The sequence below is a fragment of the Pseudomonas tructae genome, from assembly GCF_004214895.1.
Taxonomy (GTDB): Bacteria; Pseudomonadota; Gammaproteobacteria; order Pseudomonadales; family Pseudomonadaceae; genus Aquipseudomonas; species Aquipseudomonas tructae.
The window spans coordinates 2483323-2501022 of record NZ_CP035952.1; the positions used below are offsets into that span (position 1 = coordinate 2483323).

Annotated in this window: 17 protein-coding genes and 1 pseudogene; 7 read left to right on the forward strand and 11 right to left on the reverse strand. The window is 61.5% G+C overall.

Annotation, left to right across the window (positions count from 1 at the left end):
- Positions 1–39 precede the first annotated feature (39 nt).
- Positions 40–915, forward strand: coding sequence for a LysR substrate-binding domain-containing protein (locus EXN22_RS11480; RefSeq protein ID WP_130264152.1), 876 nt, complete (start codon positions 40–42; stop codon positions 913–915).
- 9 nt (positions 916–924) lie between these two features.
- Here the strand turns inward: EXN22_RS11480 and EXN22_RS11485 are convergent, their stop codons facing one another.
- Positions 925–2118: a GGDEF domain-containing protein gene (locus EXN22_RS11485; protein ID WP_130264153.1), complete on the reverse strand. Its 1194-nt coding sequence runs from the start codon at positions 2116–2118 to the stop codon at positions 925–927.
- Between the two features lie 183 nt (positions 2119–2301).
- Between EXN22_RS11485 and EXN22_RS11490 the strand changes: the two genes are divergently transcribed.
- Positions 2302–2892 (forward strand): 5'-methylthioadenosine/S-adenosylhomocysteine nucleosidase family protein, encoded by a 591-nt coding sequence (locus tag EXN22_RS11490; protein WP_130264154.1) that lies wholly within the window; start codon positions 2302–2304, stop codon positions 2890–2892.
- A 127-nt stretch (positions 2893–3019) separates the two neighbouring features.
- Positions 3020–3856, forward strand: a complete 837-nt coding sequence (locus tag EXN22_RS11495; protein WP_130264155.1) for a 5'-nucleotidase, lipoprotein e(P4) family — start codon at positions 3020–3022, stop codon at positions 3854–3856.
- Positions 3857–3951: 95 nt separating this feature from the next.
- Here EXN22_RS11495 and EXN22_RS11500 read toward each other — a convergent pair whose 3' ends face one another.
- Together EXN22_RS11500 and EXN22_RS11505 are read right to left on the reverse strand one after the other, a co-directional pair.
- The gene (locus tag EXN22_RS11500; RefSeq protein WP_165392204.1) at positions 3952–4893 is read right to left on the reverse strand and encodes an alpha/beta hydrolase family protein; all 942 of its coding nucleotides are present in this window, start codon (positions 4891–4893) and stop codon (positions 3952–3954) included.
- Between the two features lie 100 nt (positions 4894–4993).
- On the reverse strand, positions 4994–5818 hold the full coding sequence (locus tag EXN22_RS11505) for an AraC family transcriptional regulator (protein ID WP_130264157.1): 825 nt from the start codon (positions 5816–5818) through the stop codon (positions 4994–4996).
- Between the two features lie 73 nt (positions 5819–5891).
- Between EXN22_RS11505 and EXN22_RS11510 the strand changes: the two genes are divergently transcribed.
- Entirely contained in the window at positions 5892–7109 is a 1218-nt protein-coding gene (locus EXN22_RS11510; protein WP_130264158.1) for an MFS transporter, read from the forward strand.
- Positions 7110–7210: 101 nt separating this feature from the next.
- Here EXN22_RS11510 and EXN22_RS11515 read toward each other — a convergent pair whose 3' ends face one another.
- From EXN22_RS11515 to EXN22_RS11525, 3 genes are all read right to left on the reverse strand, one after another.
- Positions 7211–8047, reverse strand: a complete 837-nt coding sequence (locus tag EXN22_RS11515; RefSeq protein WP_045201227.1) for a bifunctional allantoicase/(S)-ureidoglycine aminohydrolase — start codon at positions 8045–8047, stop codon at positions 7211–7213.
- Positions 8048–8144: 97 nt separating this feature from the next.
- Positions 8145–9344 (reverse strand): amidohydrolase family protein, encoded by a 1200-nt coding sequence (locus tag EXN22_RS11520; RefSeq protein ID WP_130264159.1) that lies wholly within the window; start codon positions 9342–9344, stop codon positions 8145–8147.
- A gap of 121 nt (positions 9345–9465) precedes the next feature.
- Positions 9466–10152 (reverse strand): GntR family transcriptional regulator, encoded by a 687-nt coding sequence (locus EXN22_RS11525; RefSeq protein ID WP_130264160.1) that lies wholly within the window; start codon positions 10150–10152, stop codon positions 9466–9468.
- Between the two features lie 461 nt (positions 10153–10613).
- Between EXN22_RS11525 and EXN22_RS11530 the strand changes: the two genes are divergently transcribed.
- Both EXN22_RS11530 and EXN22_RS11535 read left to right on the forward strand, forming a co-directional pair.
- Positions 10614–12131, forward strand: coding sequence for an NCS1 family nucleobase:cation symporter-1 (locus tag EXN22_RS11530; protein WP_130264161.1), 1518 nt, complete (start codon positions 10614–10616; stop codon positions 12129–12131).
- A 22-nt stretch (positions 12132–12153) separates the two neighbouring features.
- Complete coding sequence (locus tag EXN22_RS11535; RefSeq protein WP_130264162.1) at positions 12154–12882, forward strand: aspartate/glutamate racemase family protein; 729 nt, start codon at positions 12154–12156, stop codon at positions 12880–12882.
- A 314-nt stretch (positions 12883–13196) separates the two neighbouring features.
- On the opposite strand, the pseudogene EXN22_RS26335 reads toward EXN22_RS11535, so the two are convergent.
- Positions 13197–13298 (reverse strand): annotated as a pseudogene (locus EXN22_RS26335) (bacteriocin); the annotation flags it as partial.
- A 24-nt stretch (positions 13299–13322) separates the two neighbouring features.
- The gene (locus tag EXN22_RS11540; RefSeq protein ID WP_177414012.1) at positions 13323–13571 is read right to left on the reverse strand and encodes a hypothetical protein; all 249 of its coding nucleotides are present in this window, start codon (positions 13569–13571) and stop codon (positions 13323–13325) included.
- Positions 13572–13853: 282 nt separating this feature from the next.
- Here EXN22_RS11540 and EXN22_RS11545 point away from each other — a divergent pair, with 282 nt between their 5' ends.
- Positions 13854–15119, forward strand: coding sequence for a DUF4303 domain-containing protein (locus EXN22_RS11545; protein WP_130264163.1), 1266 nt, complete (start codon positions 13854–13856; stop codon positions 15117–15119).
- Here the strand turns inward: EXN22_RS11545 and EXN22_RS11550 are convergent.
- The 3 genes from EXN22_RS11550 to EXN22_RS11560 are packed head-to-tail and all read right to left on the reverse strand — an operon-like array spanning position 15055 to position 17602.
- The gene (locus EXN22_RS11550; protein ID WP_130264164.1) at positions 15055–15555 is read right to left on the reverse strand and encodes a hypothetical protein; all 501 of its coding nucleotides are present in this window, start codon (positions 15553–15555) and stop codon (positions 15055–15057) included. The two genes, EXN22_RS11545 and EXN22_RS11550, sit on opposite strands and share 65 nt — an antisense overlap.
- On the reverse strand, positions 15552–16883 hold the full coding sequence (locus EXN22_RS11555) for a sensor histidine kinase (protein ID WP_130264165.1): 1332 nt from the start codon (positions 16881–16883) through the stop codon (positions 15552–15554). The genes EXN22_RS11550 and EXN22_RS11555 overlap by 4 nt, the downstream gene beginning before the upstream one ends.
- Positions 16880–17602, reverse strand: a complete 723-nt coding sequence (locus EXN22_RS11560) for a response regulator (protein ID WP_130264166.1) — start codon at positions 17600–17602, stop codon at positions 16880–16882. The genes EXN22_RS11555 and EXN22_RS11560 overlap by 4 nt, the downstream gene beginning before the upstream one ends.
- Between the last annotated feature and the right edge of the window lie 98 nt (positions 17603–17700).

The following is a 17700-nucleotide window of genomic DNA, read 5'->3' on the forward strand; positions in this document are numbered from 1 at the left end:
TTAGAAATCGAATTCGCCATTTAGAAGCTAAATAAAAACATGTCCGTCAGTGAAAAATCGAATAGACCCCTGTTCGACCTCGACCTGTTGCGCGCGGTGGTCATGGTCAGCGACTGCGGCAGTTTCACCACGGCTGCGGCGCGCCTGCACTCGACCCAGTCGACAGTGAGCCAGAAGGTGCGGCGCCTGGAGGAGATGGTTGGGCACAAGCTGCTCGAGCGCGGCAACCGCGACGTGCTGCCCACGGACGCCGGGCAGACCTTGCTCGGCTACGCCCGGCAGATGCTGGCCTATAACGATGAAATGCTCGAAGCGATGTCCGGTGCGACGGTGGCCGTGACGGTGCGCCTGGGGGTGCCGGAGGACTTCGCTGCCGGGCGCACCACCCACTTGCTCTCGACCTTCAACCGCAAGCACCCGCAGGTCAAGCTGGAAGTCACCAGTGGCCTGTGCCGCGACCTGAGCAGCAGTTATGACAACGGTGAACTGGACCTGATCCTGCTCAAGCAGCGGCGCAACAGCCGCGAGGCGGTGGCGTGCTGGCCAGAGAAGCTGCAATGGATCGATAGCGCCAAGAACCCGGCTTTCGACCAGGACCCGGTACCGCTGGTGACCTTTCCGCCACGCGGGCTGTACCGTGACGACATGATCGGCGCCATCGAGCGCATGGGCCGGCGCTGGCGCATCAGCTTCACCAGCTCCAGCCTCAGCGGCCTGCAGGCGGCAGTGGCCAACGGCATGGGCATCAGCCTGCTGCCGCGGCGGGCGGTCACCAGCGAGCATCTGCAACTGACCGCGGCCCATGGCCTGCCGTCGATCGATGCCATGGAAGTGGCGATCATCCATCGGCCGACTGCGGACGCCATGGTCAAGGAGCTGGCCGCCGAGCTTGCGCGAACCTTGGCCAGCGAATGAGGCGCAGGCTCAGGCGCTACGGGCGGGCAGTTGCGGCGCCGGCTCGCTCGGCGGTTGATAGAGCTGCACGCGGTTGCGGCCCTGGTGCTTGGCCCCGTACAAGGCGCTGTCGGCCATCGACAGCAGGCGCGACAGGTCGTGCTCGGCGGGGTTGCCGCTGCTGACGATACCGACGCTGACACTCAGCAGGCCAGGTTCGAGCAGCGGCCACTGGTAGAAGTTGTTGCAAATGCGCTGGGCCACGCGCAGGGCCGTTGGTTCGTCGGTGTTGGCCAGCAGGCAGGCAAACTCTTCGCCGCCGATACGGCCGAACACATCTTCCTGGCGCACGCTCTGGCGGGTCACCTGGCTGAAGGCGATCAGCGCCTGGTCGCCGGTCTGGTGACCGTAGACATCGTTGAGGCGCTTGAAGTGATCGAGGTCGCACAGCAGCAAGGCCACCGACTGGCCACGGCGGGCGCAGTTGGCCAGCAGTTGCTCGCCTTGCGCCATGAAGGCGCGGCGGTTGCCGATGCCGGTGAGCGGGTCGGCGTAGGCGGCGGCCTTGAACTTGAGCTCGGTACGCTCGCGGACCATGGCCAGGGTCACATAGGCAATGCCGATGGCGTAGAGCATCGATTCGAACAGCATGAACGAGAAGAACCCGGTGCCACTGCCTTCGCCTGCAATCGCATGTTGCAGCGACAGGCCATGATCGGCGAGGGCGCGTACGGCGTAGAAGACCGTGTGTATCACCATCAGCAGCACCGCCGGCAGATAGGCGACCTCAAGGCGTTGGCGCACGCGCCACAACTCGAACATCGACAGCCCGCCATACACGCTGACCAGCAACGAATACAGGCTCACGCGCTGACCGAGGTCTGCATAGAAGCTTGGGGTCAGGCCCCACGCGGCCCACAGCAACGCACCGGCGGCGATACCTGGTAGGTGCGGCGCGCGCCCGGCGAACACGCGCATGGAGGTCCAGTTCAGCGCTGCCGCCAGCAGCAGGACGATGTTGCCCAGGACCAGGGCGACGAATTCGTAGACGATGCCGCGCAGGCTGATCAGGGTGACGCCGAGGGCGGCCAACAGCAGCATGCCGCCCAGGTAACCGAGGGTCTGCTCGCGCACGCCACGGCTCCAGGCATGCAGGGTCAGCAGGCCCATCAGGGCAAATATGAAAACCGCTACCAGCAGCAGGGTCGGGATGCTCAGCAGCACGTGTATCGTTCTCCGCAAACGGCCTTGCGGCCAACCGGCCAGCGCCGGTTTTCAGCGGCATGCTAGCGGAGCAGGTATCACTTTGCCAGTATCGTGCTGGCTTGCGGCGCTCAAGCTTGCGCCCGGTCGGGGCTTGGCCTAGATTGGCAGCGCTCTCTGCAGCCCATTTGGAATCCTTGCGCCATGATGCTGACCCAGAAATTTCCCGATATTTCCCTGGACGACACCCTGTTCGTTTTTGCCCTCGAGGCGGAGGCCGGCGAGCTGTTCACCGAGCTGAACACGCTGTTCACCGGTATCGGCAAGGTCAATGCCGCGATCGCTCTGACCAAGGCCATTCATCAGCGCAAGCCCAGGTTGATCGTCAACCTTGGTTCTGCGGGCAGTCGCGGCCATGGCAAGGGTGCGCTGGTCTGCTGCACGCGCTTCGTGCAGCGCGATATGGATGTCACGCCGCTGGGGTTTGCCCGGTATGAGACGCCGCTTGCGGGTATCCCGGTGCTGCTCGAACACGGTGAGCTCATCGCGGGATTGCCCCAGGGTACCTGTGGCAGCGGTGACAATTTCGAAACCAGTCACGGTGATGCCCCGTACGAGATCGTCGACATGGAGGCTTACGTGCTGGCGCTGATCGCGCGCAACGAAGGCATTCCTTTCCTGTGCCTGAAGTACATTTCCGATGACGCTGGCAGCGACGCCGCAGATGACTGGTCGGTGCAAGTGCACCTGGCCGCCGAAGCCTTCAAGCGGGTGCTGTTCAGCAACCCGGGCTGACCAAGATGCGCGGGTGCGCCACAATGTTGCAGCCGCGCGTCGTGTCGATTGTGATGCTTTGCTGGCTGGGGTATGAGTAGCCCAACTCCTGCCGCCCAAGAGCGGGAGATCACAAGGAAAGCCCCCGATGCTTCAGCTCAAGAACGCAATCTCCCTGGCCGCTTTGTTGCTGGCCGCCCCCCTGGTGCATGCTCAGGCGCCTGCTGGCGAACCTGCTGCGTTGCGCTCCAACCTGTTGGTCGATGCGGTGGCCTGGCGCCAGACCGCCGCGGAATTCCGTGCACTGTACTACCAGGGTTTCAACGTCGCCAAGGCGCGCCTGGACCAGGCCCTGGCCAACCAGAAGCCCGGCGACAAGAAGCCTGCGATCATCAGCGATATCGACGACACCATCCTCAGCAGCAACACCTACTGGGGCTTTCTGATCGGCCAGGACAAGGAGTTCTTCGATGACGCGGTGTGGGACCGCTGGGTGGCCGCCAACGGCCCGACCCTGACCCCGGGGGCGCTGGAGTTTCTGGACTACGCCAAGTCGCGCGGGGTAGAGATCTTCTACGTATCCAGCCGTGACCAGGGTGACAAGACCTACGAGTACGCGCTCAACAACCTGCGCGCGCTCAAAGTGCCATACGCGGACGAGGCCCACGTGACCATCCTGCGCGAAAGCTCGAACAAGGAGCCGGCCCAGCACAAGATCGCCGAGCAGTACAACGTGCTGCTGATGCTCGGTGACAACCTCAACGACTTCGAACGCAGCTTCTATGTCGACAACGTCGACAAGCGCGCGCAGTTGGTCGATGCCAGCCGCAGCAGGTTCGGCGGCCAGTACATCATCTTCCCCAACCCCACCGACGGCCATTGGCTCAAGGCCATCTTCGGCGAGTCGGAGCCCGCCGACACCCCGGCCAACCGGGCCAGGTTCCGTGAGGCGGCAGAGCGGGGCACCTGGAAGCCGGCCAACTGATAGCCCGGCACCAGGCACAAAAAATCCCGCAGGCCGTATGGCCTGCGGGACTCTTTCAAAAGTCGGGATTCAGGGTACGTGTTTTCGATCCGGATCTATCTGTGACCCACGTTGTTGGCCTGCAGCCACGTGGCCATGTCCTCCACGACTGCGCCGAACTGACTGATGCCGTCCGAACCGTTCAGGCGATGATCCAGTTGCAAATAAGTGCGGTACTCAATATTGGATTTTCCGGATTGTTTGAGCTTTTCGACCATCTGCGTCACGGCAACAGTCGAGACCGCTTGGTCGGCGCCACCCTGAATGATAAGTACGGGTGAGTGGGTGTTCTGCAGCACGGCTAATTGATCGAGTTCCAGCATCTGCTTCCACCAGGCATAGCCGTGATTACTCACCACCAGCTCGGACGGTGGGTTGTGCATGATGTGTGCGGCGAACTCACGAATGCCTTTTGCTGACTCGAGCTTCTGCGCCTCTGGGATGGAAGATACGTCAATGCTGTGCAGCACATCGTCTATGAACCACTGTCCGCCACCATTGAAGGCAATGCTGGCGTCGAGGTAGTTTTGTTGTGCGGCTAGCAAATTGACTACCACTGCGCCTTCGCTGCCTCCTATTGCAACAACCCGCTGATAGCCGCGCTTCTGACGTAGGTGACTAATCACTGCTCGGTAGTCTTGCACTCGTTGTTCAAGGCTATCTTGCTGCTGAAAAGCAGCAGGACAATCGACCCGTTCGGTATCCTGGTTGTAGGTCAAGGATGCATCGATTCCGTACTTCTCGATCGTCAACATATCTGCTGTCGGCAAGGCTTTGCTCAGGTGCTCGGAGATGGCACGATTCTGCCGAACGCTGTTGCAATCAGAACCTTGGACCACCACCAATAGGCTACGGGAGCTCTGGTTTGGGTCGAGTGACTGCAGATAGTACTCAATGGGGGAGCCGTCGTCCCGGTACAGCGCATCGGTCATCTCCCCTTGTGCCCAAGCTGAGGACAGTGCCCAGCACGCGCAAGTAGCGAGCACTGTTTTGAGCATGAGTTGCCGTCCTTCAATCAATGAATGCATTCCTTGTGATAGATGCCGCGCTTAGGGCAGACCACTTAGCTCTGAGTGGCGAGCAAGGGCATCAGAGTGCTCAAGCTGTCCGGCGTGGTGCCAGGTACTCTCTGGGGGATTCACCCAGTGCTTTACGAAACATCGCAGTGAAGGCACTAGGGCTGGCGTAACCAAGAGCATTGGCCACCATCGCCAGCGGTTCGCCTTGTTCGAGACGGCCAAGGGCTTCCACTAACTTGACTTGCTGTACCCAGTAGCGAAAATTCAACCCCGTCTCCCGTGCAAACAAACGCATCAGCGTCCGCGGACTTGTGCCCACTTGGTCCGCCCAATACTCGATTGTCAATGAGCGTTGCGGGCACTTGAAAATGGCCTCGCATACTGCAATCAGCCGCTTGTCCTTTGGCCATGGAATCTCGAGCGGGGCAGATTTGGAGAGGCTGATCTCCTCCAGAATCAGTGCCACGATATGCTGGCATCTTCCCTCGAGTGAATACTCGATAGGCTCATCGACGAGCGCCAGAATAAGGGCTTTCAACAGGTTTGAGACTTCGATCACCCTGCACCTGGAACCCAGTGATTGGGCGATGGTTGGATCGATGTAGAGCGAGCGGGCCTTCACCGTCCCCAACATTGTTTGGTCATGAATGATACCGGCAGGAATCCACAGCGCTCGTTTGGCGGGCAGCAACCAGATTCCGCCATCAGTGGCTGCACGCATCACACCTTCTTCAGCATAAAGCAACTGACCGCGAAAATGACTGTGCGGAACGACATAGCTGCCGTCTGAGTAGTGACTGGGCATCACCGTTACCGGTTGCGCTACGAACTGATAATCCTCTGGGTTTCTGCTCTTGAACAACACATTCTGGTTGTCACTTGGGCGACGATAGTTGTCACTCATCGAATTGGCGTCATGGTTAACGTGGCGGGGTAAATGCCCGAGGGGCAATGCTCAACCCAAACAGGATGGCTGCATGACGAACAAAACTCAACCCGAGCGATCAACTGCGAAAAGGACCCTTTTTGCAATCGTAGGATTACTGATTCTTTCCTTTGCGCTGCGTCCCGCGATCATCTCGATTGGCCCTGTACTCCTTACAATACAAGAGGAATTTGGGCTCAGCTTTGCTCAGGCATCGTTGTTGACCACCATTCCGGATCTGTGCATGGGCGTGTTCGCGTTAATCGCCCCCTGGGTCGCTAACCGTTTGGGCGCTGACCGGGCAGTGGTGGTTGCATTGCTAGTGTTAGGTGCTGCAATCGTTACACGAGCCTTGGCAGGGTCAACCTATTCGCTGCTGGCTACAACAGTGCTATCAGGTATTGGTATCGCAGTGGCTGGGTCTTTAGTGGGGGGCTGGGTAAAAAGCCACTTCCCGCACAAAGCATCGTTGTTGATGGGCGTTTATGCGACCGGCTTGAGCGTTGGATCGACTGCCGCTGCGATTTTCACGGGTCCCATCGCCGAGCATACCGGTAGCTGGCGCACTGGCATTGGTGTTTGGGCGATTCTCTGCCTCACTGCGGTTATCAGTTGGTCAGTGCTGGGCAAACGTTTAGCTCACCCATCATCGCCTCCACGGCGAGCGCTAGAATTCGTCAGACTTCCCTGGAGCAACATGAATGCCTGGGCAATCGCCGTGTACTTTGGATGCAGTCAATTTCTGACTTATGCACTGCTCGCATGGCTTGCACCGTTGGCCGCGCAAACCAGTTTCGCTGAGATGGACCCCGGACTATTGCTCGGTTTCTATACTCTAGTCAGCGCAGTCGCCAACCTGGCAATGGGAATGCTTGCTGGAGGCTCGCTCAATAAACACAAATGGCTGACCCTCGCCGCAGTGGTAACGATTGTTGGACTTGCAGGTTTGGCGTTTGCTCCACAGGTGGCGCCGATCATCTTCATCGGCCTGGCCGGCCTAGGTTTAGGTGCCGCTTTCACGTTGGGGATGACGCTGCCCATTGACCAGACCTCATCACCCGAAGAGGCGAGTGCGTGGACAGTGTTCACTCTTTTTATCGGCTATCTCGTTGCTGCACTCGGGCCCTTGAGTTTTGGCATTCTTCGTGACCACAGCGGGACCTACACAGAGCCGCTGTTCTTGCTACTCGGTGTCGCGATTGTGATGGTATGTGCAATTTCACGAGTACAACCATTAACTGCAACGCAGGGACATGTTCAGGCGGTGTGACTTAACGTTCCAGCGTATTTTGCTCAGTGCATCATCGTTCCTTGAATCAAAAAATCCCGCAGACCGTATGGCCTGCGGGATTTTTCATGCAACCGTGAAACTTAGCGCTGCGGGTTGAGCACCAGGTTCATGTGACGGTTGACATCCTTGTACAGCAGGTAGCGGAACGGGCCCGGGCCGCCGGAGTAGCAAGCCTGCGGGCAGAAAGCGCGCAGCCACATGAAGTCGCCGGCTTCGACCTCGACCCAGTCCTGGTTCAGGCGGTAGACGGCTTTGCCTTCAAGCACATACAGGCCGTGCTCCATGACGTGGGTTTCAGCGAACGGAATCACGCCGCCCGGCTGGAAGGTGACGATGTTGACGTGCATGTCGTGGCGCATGTCGGCCATGTCGACGAAGCGCGTAGTGACCCAGGCGCCATCGGTGCCCGGCATCGGGATCGGCGCGATGTCTTTTTCGTTAGTGACAAAGGCTTCGGGCAGGGCCAGGCCTTCAACCACCTGGTAGTGCTTGCGGATCCAGTGGAAGGTGACGTTCTTGCCGCTGTTGTTGCGCAGGCTCCACTCCGCGGCCGGCGGAATGAAAGCGTAGCCGCCTTCTTTGAGGGTGTACGGCTTGCCTTGCAGGGTGATGTCGATTTCGCCTTCGACCACGAACAGTACCGCTTCGGCGTTCTTGTCCAGCTCAGGACGCTCGCTGCCGCCTTCTGGCGCGACTTCGACGATGTATTGCGAGAAGGTTTCCGAGAAGCCGGTCAGCGGGCGGGCGATGACCCACATGCGCATCTTGTCCCAGAACGGCAGGTGGCTGGTGACGATGTCACGCATCACGCCTTTGGGAATGACCGCGTAGGCCTCGGTGAACATGGCACGGTCGGTCAGCAGTTCGGTCTGCGCCGGATGGCCGCCGTGGGGAGCGTAGTAATTGGACTTCGACATGGAACACCTTCTGTCGTTGTTGTTCTGGGGTTTTGTGTTGCATCGCCCATGGGCGATTGTCTTTCTCTGCGGCGCAAGCCGGCAGAAATTTGTTTGTTCAGTGGGTGCGGACCTCGAACTGCAGCGTCGGCGCTGCTGGCACCAACTGGCCGCGGCGCACCAGGCGGCGCTCGGCAGGTGCGGCGGCGACTGCGGCGGCGCCGTTGTCAGCCTTGAGCACAATAAACGTCGCTTCATTACCTACCTTCAGACCGTAGTCGCTTTTGCCCAGCACTGCCGCGCCCGCGGTGGTGGCCATGGCCAGGGCCACATTCAAGTCGTCATCACGGTAGAAGCCCGAGCGGTAGCCGATGAGCATGGCGCGCTGGAGCATGTCGGCGTTGCCGTAGGGCCACCAGGCATCGCGGATATTGTCGTTGCCGGCGAACAGGTTCACCCCGGCGCCGCGCAGGCGCAGAATCGGCGGGAAGCCGTGATCGCCGGGGGCGTTGGTCATGATCGCCACCCCGGCTTCGGCGAGGGCGGCGGCGGTGCGGGCCAGCACGTCATCGTCGACCTGGCCCAGGGCATAGGCATGGCTCACCGCGACCCGGCCACTGAGGCCGGCGGCGCGGGTTCGGGCGCTGATGCGTTGCAGTTGCTCGATGCCTTGCAGGCCGGGTTCGTGCAGGTGGATATCCACTTTCACGCCATGGCGTTCGGCAATGCCGAAGACCACATCGAGTTGCCCGTCGGCGTCGCCGTCGAGGGTGGTGGGGTCGATCCCGCCGATCACGTCGGCGCCTTCACGGATCGCCTCATCGAGCACCTGGGCAGTGCCGGGGCAGGACATCACGCCAGCCTGCGGGAAGGCCACCAGTTCGATGTCGACGATGCCGCGCCATTTCTCCCGCGCCTCCAGCAGCGCCTGCAGGTGGCGCAGGCCGGTGCTGGCGTCGACGTCGACATGGCAGCGCATGGCCACGGTGCCGAACGACACCGCCTGGCGGATCAGCGCCTCGGCCCGCTCGAGCATCGGTGGGGCGCTGGCCAATTCGCGTTTTTCGATGGCCAGGCGTTCACGCAGGCTGCCGGCAGGTTGATGCGGGTGCCAGCGGTCGCCGACAAAGCTTTTATCCAGATGGATGTGACCGTCAACCAGCCCTGGCAGCACCAGGTGGCCGGCCAGATCGATGACCTCGGCGCCTGCACTGGCTGGCCGCTCGCGGCCCAGGCTGACAAAGCGCCCGTCGGCAACCGCAAGGTTGAGCGGGCTGCCATCGGCAGCAACAGCGTTGACGAACACACGATCGATCATTTCCCAGCCCTTTGCCAGCTACTGATTCACACCCTATAGAAAGACCGTACCTATCCACAAATTAAATATTGGAATCGGTTGCAGTGGATTTCTGAATGCGAACCCGCAGCTGCGACGCTGGTTAGCCGAGCAGGTGCTTGAGCGGGTGGTAGTCGGCCTTGAGGGTTTGTGTGGCCTTGAGGATTGCCTCTTCGATGCCGCGCAAATGGGTGCACACAAGGTCGATGGCTGCGGTCTGGTCACCGGCTTCGATAAAGCCCAGCAAGCGCAGGTGCTCGTTGCCGCGACAGGCTTCATGGCGCTCGTCATCCAGGGTCGAGGCGTACAGCGAGCCGCGTTCGATCAGTTTGCGGAACCAGTCGAGCAGCACCGGGTTGTCGAGCACCTCGGCCAGGCGCAGGTGGAACTCGCCGAGCAGGTGCACGTAGCGGGCGTGATCGCCAGCGTCGGCGGCAGCTTCTTCTTCGCCAACGTGCTGGTGCAGCGGCGCGAGGATGGTGGGGTCGGCGCGTCGGCACAGCTCGGTGACGATGCCGATTTCGATCAAGCGCCGGGTTTCGAACACCGAGCGGATGTCATCGTCGCTGGGCAGCGATACCCAGGCGCCCTTGTTCAGCTCGGTGGACACCAGGCCGTCGGCTTCCAGTTGCTTGAGGGCAGCGCGCACCGAGGTGCGGCTGACCTTGAACAGCTCGGCCAACGACGACTCGCCCAGCTTCATGCCGGGGCGCAGGGTGCGTTTTCTGATGGCCTCGTGAACCCCTTGGTAGACGCGCTCTACCGTGGATGCGGGGTGTTTTTCCGTCATTACCAGCTCCGATATGCCTTGACCTTATAAGCATGCCGTAAATGTGGGCTGTCTGCACCATTCTGAGTCTTTATGGGATTGTGTTCGATTTGTTGTTGGTTGTGTGTACTTGGGTATCTATCAAGTGGATACATGTTACCTGCGTCGTTACCAGGATTCTCAATTTTCCCTCTCTGGCGATTGACCGTTTGGTCAGCTAAATCAGCCTTTCAGCGCCGTATCAGAAAATTTTTATTAAATAAAAATCAATTGGATACCTAGCACCGCAAACGGCGGAAGAGTGGTCAACACACTCCGTCTGGCATGCAAATTGTTCAGCAAAAATCGTAATACAAAAATTGTATGCAATATTTGTATGCACAGGCGCAAGGCAGCGCCAACACTGCGGTCCCACTCTTCAAATCCAACAATAATTGCTGCAGTACCTTCATCAGAGGGGCTGCAGAAGGAGCCCGGGGAACATGCAATTGGACACCTCCAACCCGCTGCAAACCGCCTACCTGCCGCCGCAGGCCGTGTCAGCCGAGGCAGGGGCCCTGAGCCCCCGGCTGCACAATGCCGACCTGGCGCCGACCAAGGCCGAAGGCCGACGCTGGGGCGGCTACAGCATCTTTGCCTTGTGGACCAATGATGTGCACAACATCGCCAACTATTCCTTCGCCATGGGCCTGTTCGCTCTCGGCCTGTCTGGCTGGCAGATGCTCGCGGCGCTGAGCATCGGCGCCGTGCTGGTGTATTTTTTCATGAACCTGTCCGGCTACATGGGGCAGAAAACCGGGGTGCCGTTCCCGGTGATCAGCCGCATGAGCTTTGGCATCTACGGTGCGCAGGTGCCGGCGATCATTCGCGCGGTGATCGCCATTGCCTGGTTCGGCATCCAGACCTACCTGGCCTCGGTGGTATTGCGGGTGCTGCTGGTGGCGGTGGCGCCGGACCTGGCCCGTTTTGATCATGATGCGATTCTTGGCCTGTCCAGCCTTGGCTGGGCGAGCTTTGTCGCCATCTGGCTGGTGCAACTGGTGATTCTCGCCTTCGGCATGGAGATGGTGCGCAAGTACGAATCCTTCGCCGGGCCCGTGATTCTTTCTACCGTGCTGATCCTGGCGATCTGGATGTACTTGCGGGTCGATGGCCAGCTGGCCTGGTCGGTGGGTGAGCCGCTGACCGGCTGGGCGATGTGGACCCAGGTGTTTGCCGGTGGTGCGTTGTGGTTGGCGATCTACGGCACGCTGATCCTCAACTTCTGCGACTTCGCCCGGTCGGCGCCGTGCCGCAAGACCATTCGCGTTGGCAACTTCTGGGGCCTGCCGGTGAATATCCTGGTGTTTGCGGTGATCAGCTTCGTGCTCGCCGGGGCGCAGTTCAGCATCGATGGCCGGGTGATCGACAGCCCGACCCAGATCGTGGCCGCGATCCCCGACAAGACCTTCCTGGTCCTGGGTTGCCTGGCCTTTTTGATCGTTACCGTGGCGGTGAACATCATGGCCAACTTCGTAGCACCGGCCTTCGTGTTGTCGAGCCTGGCGCCGAGCCGCCTGAACTTTCGCCGCGCCGGTTTGATCAGCGCCACCCTGGCGGTGCTGATCCTGCCGTGGAATCTCTACAACAGCCCGCTAGTGATCGTTTACTTCCTCTCTGGCCTGGGCGCGCTGCTGGGGCCGCTGTACGGAATCATCATGGTCGACTACTGGCTGATCCGCAGGGCCCAGGTGCATGTGCCGGACCTGTACAGCGAAGCGGCCAGCGGCACCTACCACTACACCCGCGGGGTCAACTACAAGGCGGTAGCCGCCCTGGTGCCCTCGGCCATTGCCGCCGTGGTGCTGTCGCTGGTGCCGGCCTTCAGCGCCCTGACGCCGTTCTCCTGGTTCTTCGGCGCCGCCATTGCCGGCGGCGTGTACTACCTGATTTGCGATCGCAACAAACACTACGTGGACTGTTCCGGCGAGCACATTGCCGTCGACAGCGCCCAGCACTGAGTTCTGCACAAGGAATACTGCAATGAGAATACTGGTCGTAAACGTCAACACTACCGTGTCGATCACCGACGCCATCGCTCGCCAGGCCCGCAGCGTGGCCTCGCCCGGTACCGAGATCGTCGGCCTGACCCCGCGATTTGGTGCAGAGTCGGTGGAGGGCAACTTCGAGAGTTACCTGGCGGCGGTGGCGGTGATGGAGCGGGTGCTCAGCTATGACCAGCCGTTCGATGCGGTGATCCAGGCCGGGTACGGCGAGCATGGCCGTGAAGGCTTGCAGGAGCTGCTCAACGTGCCGGTGGTGGATATCACCGAGGCGGCGGCCAGCGTGGCCATGTTGCTGGGCCATCGCTATTCGGTGGTCACCACGCTGGACCGCACGGTGCCGCTGATCGAGGACCGCCTGAAACTGGCCGGGCTGGACAGCCGCTGCGCTTCGGTGCGTGCCAGTGGGCTGGCGGTGCTGGAGCTGGAAGAAGACCCGCAGCGGGCCATCGAGTCGGTGGTGGGGGAGGCTGAGAAGGCGGTGCAGTTGGACAAGGCCGAGGTGATTTGCCTGGGCTGTGGTGGCATGGTCGGGCTGGAGGAGCAGATCCAGGCGCGCACCGGGGTGCCGGTGGTGGATGGGGTGACGGCGGCGGTGGCGTTGGCGGAATCGCTGGTGCGCTTGAAGTTGACTACGTCCAAGGTGCGAACCTATGCGCAGCCGCGGGCCAAGCAGATTGTGGGGTGGCCTCGGGCTTTGTTGGGGTAGGGGGAAGTTGGCGGGGTGGCGCTGCTTTGGGTGAGCGTATCCATTTGCCGGGGGGGCGCTGATGGTGCCTTGCGCCCTTACGGCGTCTTACTTTTTTCAATCGAAAAAAAAGTAAGCAAAAATTCTTGCCCCACCAGGGGCCCTACGCTGCGCTTCGGGTTCCCTCGCTGCGGTGTCGCTTCTGGTTAACGGGGCCGGGTAGATCAAGATCAACAGCACAATTCGCTTCGCTCTTGCTGACGGAGTGAGGCTGTGGGAGCGGGCTTGCCCCGCGATGACGTTGTGACTGTCCCTCTGTAGTGCAGGGCAGGCGCTTAACGGTGCTTATGCTTACGCTTGTGCTTATGCCCACTGGAGCTATTTCGGTCATCGTCGGCAAGGTTGTTGCCCAGGGCGCCGCCGGCGGCACCACCCACGAGTTAAAGGCACAGCAGGGCCGATCAATCGTCATCATCATCGTCGTCACGGTCGCGACGGCGGTCATGGTCGTAGTTGCGGTAGCGGTCGTCATCGCGATAGCGCTTGTCGTAGCGGCGATAGTCGTGGTCGTCGCGGTCATCCCAGTCGCGGGAGTAACGATGGTCACGGTCGCCACGGCGGTAATCGTCGCGATCGTAATCGTGGTAGTAGCAGCCGGAGGCGGCCAGTACGCTGGTGATCACGGCGATTTGCGTCAGCTGTTTCAGCACTGAGGTCCTTGATCCGCAGGGCGGTAGGGAAGGTACAAACTCAGACTGTGTTTGCAGGATTTTGTTTCCTCATGGGCGCCGTATTTTGCAGCAACAAAAAAGGCCCACCGAGGTGGGCCAAACGTTCTGAAGGGAGGCGTTCAGGATAGCCCCCAGTGGGTTAAGCCGTCGTTAAGGCCTTGCGCGAAGTTGACAGACGTCGATGTCTAAGCCAAGTTGGCCGCCTTTAAGCCTGGCCTCGGTCGGGCTTTTGTTTTTACTGGCAGGGAAGGGGGTTGAAATATGGACTGGAAAGCGTTGGAAAACAGCCTGGTCGACTCGGCCCGGGCAACGCTTGAAGCGCTGCTTGCCGAAGGTGTCGCCCCCCTTTACGCCGCCGCTTTTCATGCCAGCTACCGTGAAGAGGAGCGGGTCATCGACTTGCCGTCATTTGCGGCCAACAGCCTGGTGGCGCTGGATGAGGATCATCCTCGGCGCAAGCAGGAAGGTTTCTGGGGCGTGCGCTGGAACCCGGCGGACTGGCGCTGGGACTGGCAACCGGACGATTACGCCAACGCAGGGCTGAGTGCGCTGGATGAGCCGCTGCAGACCCATGCCAATCGCGCCGGGCCTGATGCCTGGCAAGCTGCCGAGCTGCGCTTTTTGAGGACCGTAGCGCGCGCCGCCAAGGCCCTGAACCGTATCTACGCTAAAGATCCACGAGTGGCGAAGGACTTCATTGTGTTTTTCCATGATGAGTATGGCGGCCCGGAGCTTGCGGCCAAAAGCCTTTCGCCACGACAGTTTCTGCAGCATTTTCCCGAGCAGGATGTCACCGAACAGGAGCGCCGACGCGTTGCCGCGCTCGCAGAAGACCAGCAGGTGAGCTACTACCTCAGTTGCCTTTCGCGTCCTCAGGCAATTGATGCTGAGGAGGCAAGCCGCTGGCTGATTGCTCGTGGCGCCAGCGCAACGGCGGCGTTGCTGCACAGGCTGCAGAAGGGCCCGGACCGATGGCGGGCGGCGATGATTCTAGGCCTGGCCGGGGTGGCCGACACGGCGGCAATAGCGGCGCTGCGTGGGCAAGTGGTGGGTGGCAAAGAACCCAGCACGCGCAACTGGAGTGCCAGCGCGTTGGGCTACCTCGGCGATGTTGACTGGCTGCTGGCGCAGGCGGCTGACCCGCAGTTGGCGACCTTCGCGGTGGCCGGCTGCTGCGCCAATCTCAGGGCTTTTCGCGATCAGGGCGCGCAGGGGCTGGTCGTGGATTACCGGCCCCTCGAGACCCTGCTGCAGCGCTATCCGCAGTGCGCAGCGGATGCAGAGCAGACGCTCAAACCAGGCTCCAGCTACTGCACCATCAGCAATGGCGATATCGAGGAAGTGGTGCGCGGCCTGGCGTCCGAGCATGTCGCCATTCGCCGCCATGCTGCCTGTGTGCTGGATAACCGTCGCCTGGGCAAACGCAAACTGGCACCGGCGCTGATCGCGTTGCGCGCGAGCCTCAATGATCCGGACCCGAAGGTGGTGTACCTGGCAGGCCTGACCCTGGACTCGCTGCAACGCTGAGGTGCGGTGAGAGCGGATTCATCATGCGCCTGACGCCGCACCCAGCCACCCAGGCAAACGACAACAACCACAGGTAATACCCCCAGGTATAACCGGTGACGACAAACCGGCCGTCCTCATCCTGCCAGGTCACCAGTTGCCACTGCACCGACAGCCCCGCGAGCAAGGCGAGCAGGGCGTAGATCAGGCGCCGCTTGGCGCTGCGGCTGCGATAGGCGGCCAGGAACAAGGGGTTGGCCAGCCAGGCGGGGTAGCCGTAAAGCACTGCCGGCAAGCCCAGGATCAAGGCCATGAAGCCGGAGTTGGTGCTTTGGCTGTACACCTCGAGCAGCCAGTTGTGATCGTCGTTGTGTACCGCCGGGAGCACCAGGCTCAACAGGTACAGGGCCAGGCCCAGGTCGCGCAGCTCGGGCCGCCGTGGCCGCCATTTGCTCATCGTGGCAACTCGATACGTGCCCGCAGGCCGCCACCCTGGCGGTTGCTCAGCAGCAACTCGCCGCCTTGCTCACGCACCGCCGAACGTGCCGACGACAATCCCAGGCCAACGCCTCCGGTGTCGCGGTTGCGCGAGGACTCCAGGCGAAAGAACGGCATGAACACCTGTTCCAGCGAGGCTTCGGGGATACCCGGGCCGCGGTCGCTGATTTCGATCACGATGCCATGGGCACTGCTGCTCAACTGCACCTGGGGTTCGCAGGCGTACTTCAGGGCATTTTCCAGCAGGTTGGTCACAGCGCGCTTCAAACCCAGGGGCCGCCCGTTGAACACCAGGTTGGCAGGCCCGGTGAATGCCACATTGATCTGCTGGTCGCGGTAGTCGTCGATCAGAGTCTGCAGCAGTTCGGCGAGGTCGAAGGGGGTAGTTTCTTCCAGCCGGGTCTCGTCACGGAAGAACCCCAGCGCCGCGTTGATCATGCTCTGCATTTCATCGACGTCACGAAACAGCTTGCGCTGTTGTTCCGGGTCGTCGATGAACTCGCCGCGCAGGCGCATGCGCGTCAGGGGCGCGCGCAGGTCATGGGAAATGGCCGCGAGCATCTGTGTGCGTTCGGCCACGAAGTGCTGGATTTGCGCCTGCATGGTGTTGAAGGCGGTGATCGCCTGGCGCCATTCGTGCGGGCCTTCAAGGCCAATGGGCGGCGCGCGAAAATCACTGCCAAAGCGCCGCGCCGCACGGGCAAAACGCTGCAGCGGGCCGGCCAGCTGACGGGTGCCGACCCAGGCCACCAGCAATGCGGCAACCAACGCCAGCACACCGATGATGGTAAAGCGCAGAGCCGAACTCAGCCCCCAGCTGCGGTAGGGCGGAGTGAAGGCCAGCCAGCTGCCGTCGTTGATCTGCATGACCAGTTTGTAATGGGCATCGGGACTGTCTGCCGGCCAGTCGCTGGGCTGGAAGCCTTCAAGATGGCGCGGGCTGTCGGCCAGCAGGCGCTGCAGGGGCGGGGCTTGCTCCAGGGTAATGCGCGCACCGGGGCCGGGCAGTTGCAGGTCGGCGCGCTGGCGGCTCCACTGCACCTGCAGCTGCGGGTTACTGGCCGCCGCGGCCAGCGTCGGGCGCAGCTCGGGCGGTGCGGCTTCGAGGGTGCGGGTGGTGATGGCGATCTGTTCCAGCAGGCCGGTCTGGCCCAGCGGCGGGCGCGCCCACACCCCGGCCAGTTGCACGAACAATACGTTGAGCGCCACCGAGGTCAGCATCGCGACAATGATGGTCAGGGCGATGCGCCGGCTGATGCTGTCGCGGCGCAGGTCGAGGCGGATCATGAGCGGCTGACCTTGGCACTGAACAGGTAACCGCCGTTGCGCACCGTGCGGATCAGCTCCGGGCGCTTGCTGTCAGGCTCGATCTTGCGTCGCAGGCGGCTGACCTGCACATCGATGCTGCGGTCGAAGGCTTCGTGGCCCTGGCCGCGGGCGAGGTCGATCAACTGTTCGCGGGTGAGGATGCGCTGCGGATGCTCAAGGAACACCAGCAGCAGGTCGAACTCGCCGGCCGACAACGGCACCATCACCCCTTCGGGCGTGCGCAGTTCGCGCCGGGTCACGTCCAGTTGCCAGTTGTCGAAGTGGATCACCGGCCGGCTTTCTTCGCTGGCCGGCCGTAGTTGTTCCCCGGCCCGGCGTTGCACCGCCCGCAGGCGCGCCAGCAGCTCGCGGGCATCGAAGGGTTTGCCCAGGTAGTCGTCGGCGCCCAGCTCCAGGCCGACGATGCGATCGCTCAGCTCATCCATGGCGGTAAGCATGACGATCGGGATGCCGGTGTTGGCCCGTAGCTTCTGGCACAGGCTCAGACCGCCTTCGCCGGGCAGCATCAGGTCGAGGATGATGATGTCCGGGCGGTTGAGTTCAATGGCGACCCACATGGCATCGCCATTGCCGGCCAGGTCGACGTCGTAGCCGTGACGAAGAAAGAACTTCTTCAGCAGGGCGCAAATTTCCATGTCGTCATCGACAATCAGCAGTCTGCTCACGTTGTGGTCCATGGGCGTGAAAAGTGCATATCTAAAACCATTCTGCGCTGGCGGTCATATATTTCAATCTCGCAATAATCCTGCCGGCCTGACACAAACGGGACATCTGC

Bases quoted from the DNA above. Each gene is read 5' to 3' on its own strand.
- EXN22_RS11490 (WP_130264154.1), top strand. From the start codon at position 2,302: ATGATGCTGACCCAGAAATTTCCCGATATTTCCCTGGACGACACCCTG.
- EXN22_RS11560 (WP_130264166.1), bottom strand. From the start codon at position 17,602: ATGGACCACAACGTGAGCAGACTGCTGATTGTCGATGACGACATGGAA.
- EXN22_RS11550 (WP_130264164.1), bottom strand. From the start codon at position 15,555: ATGAGCAAATGGCGGCCACGGCGGCCCGAGCTGCGCGACCTGGGCCTG.
- EXN22_RS11515 (WP_045201227.1), bottom strand. From the start codon at position 8,047: ATGTCGAAGTCCAATTACTACGCTCCCCACGGCGGCCATCCGGCGCAG.
- EXN22_RS11530 (WP_130264161.1), top strand. From the start codon at position 10,614: ATGCAATTGGACACCTCCAACCCGCTGCAAACCGCCTACCTGCCGCCG.
- EXN22_RS11545 (WP_130264163.1), top strand. From the start codon at position 13,854: ATGGACTGGAAAGCGTTGGAAAACAGCCTGGTCGACTCGGCCCGGGCA.
- EXN22_RS11495 (WP_130264155.1), top strand. From the start codon at position 3,020: ATGCTTCAGCTCAAGAACGCAATCTCCCTGGCCGCTTTGTTGCTGGCC.
- EXN22_RS11525 (WP_130264160.1), bottom strand. From the start codon at position 10,152: ATGACGGAAAAACACCCCGCATCCACGGTAGAGCGCGTCTACCAAGGG.
- EXN22_RS11500 (WP_165392204.1), bottom strand. From the start codon at position 4,893: ATGCTCAAAACAGTGCTCGCTACTTGCGCGTGCTGGGCACTGTCCTCA.
- EXN22_RS11555 (WP_130264165.1), bottom strand. From the start codon at position 16,883: ATGATCCGCCTCGACCTGCGCCGCGACAGCATCAGCCGGCGCATCGCC.
- EXN22_RS11535 (WP_130264162.1), top strand. From the start codon at position 12,154: ATGAGAATACTGGTCGTAAACGTCAACACTACCGTGTCGATCACCGAC.
- EXN22_RS11505 (WP_130264157.1), bottom strand. From the start codon at position 5,818: ATGAGTGACAACTATCGTCGCCCAAGTGACAACCAGAATGTGTTGTTC.
- EXN22_RS11480 (WP_130264152.1), top strand. From the start codon at position 40: ATGTCCGTCAGTGAAAAATCGAATAGACCCCTGTTCGACCTCGACCTG.
- EXN22_RS11520 (WP_130264159.1), bottom strand. From the start codon at position 9,344: ATGATCGATCGTGTGTTCGTCAACGCTGTTGCTGCCGATGGCAGCCCG.
- EXN22_RS11510 (WP_130264158.1), top strand. From the start codon at position 5,892: ATGACGAACAAAACTCAACCCGAGCGATCAACTGCGAAAAGGACCCTT.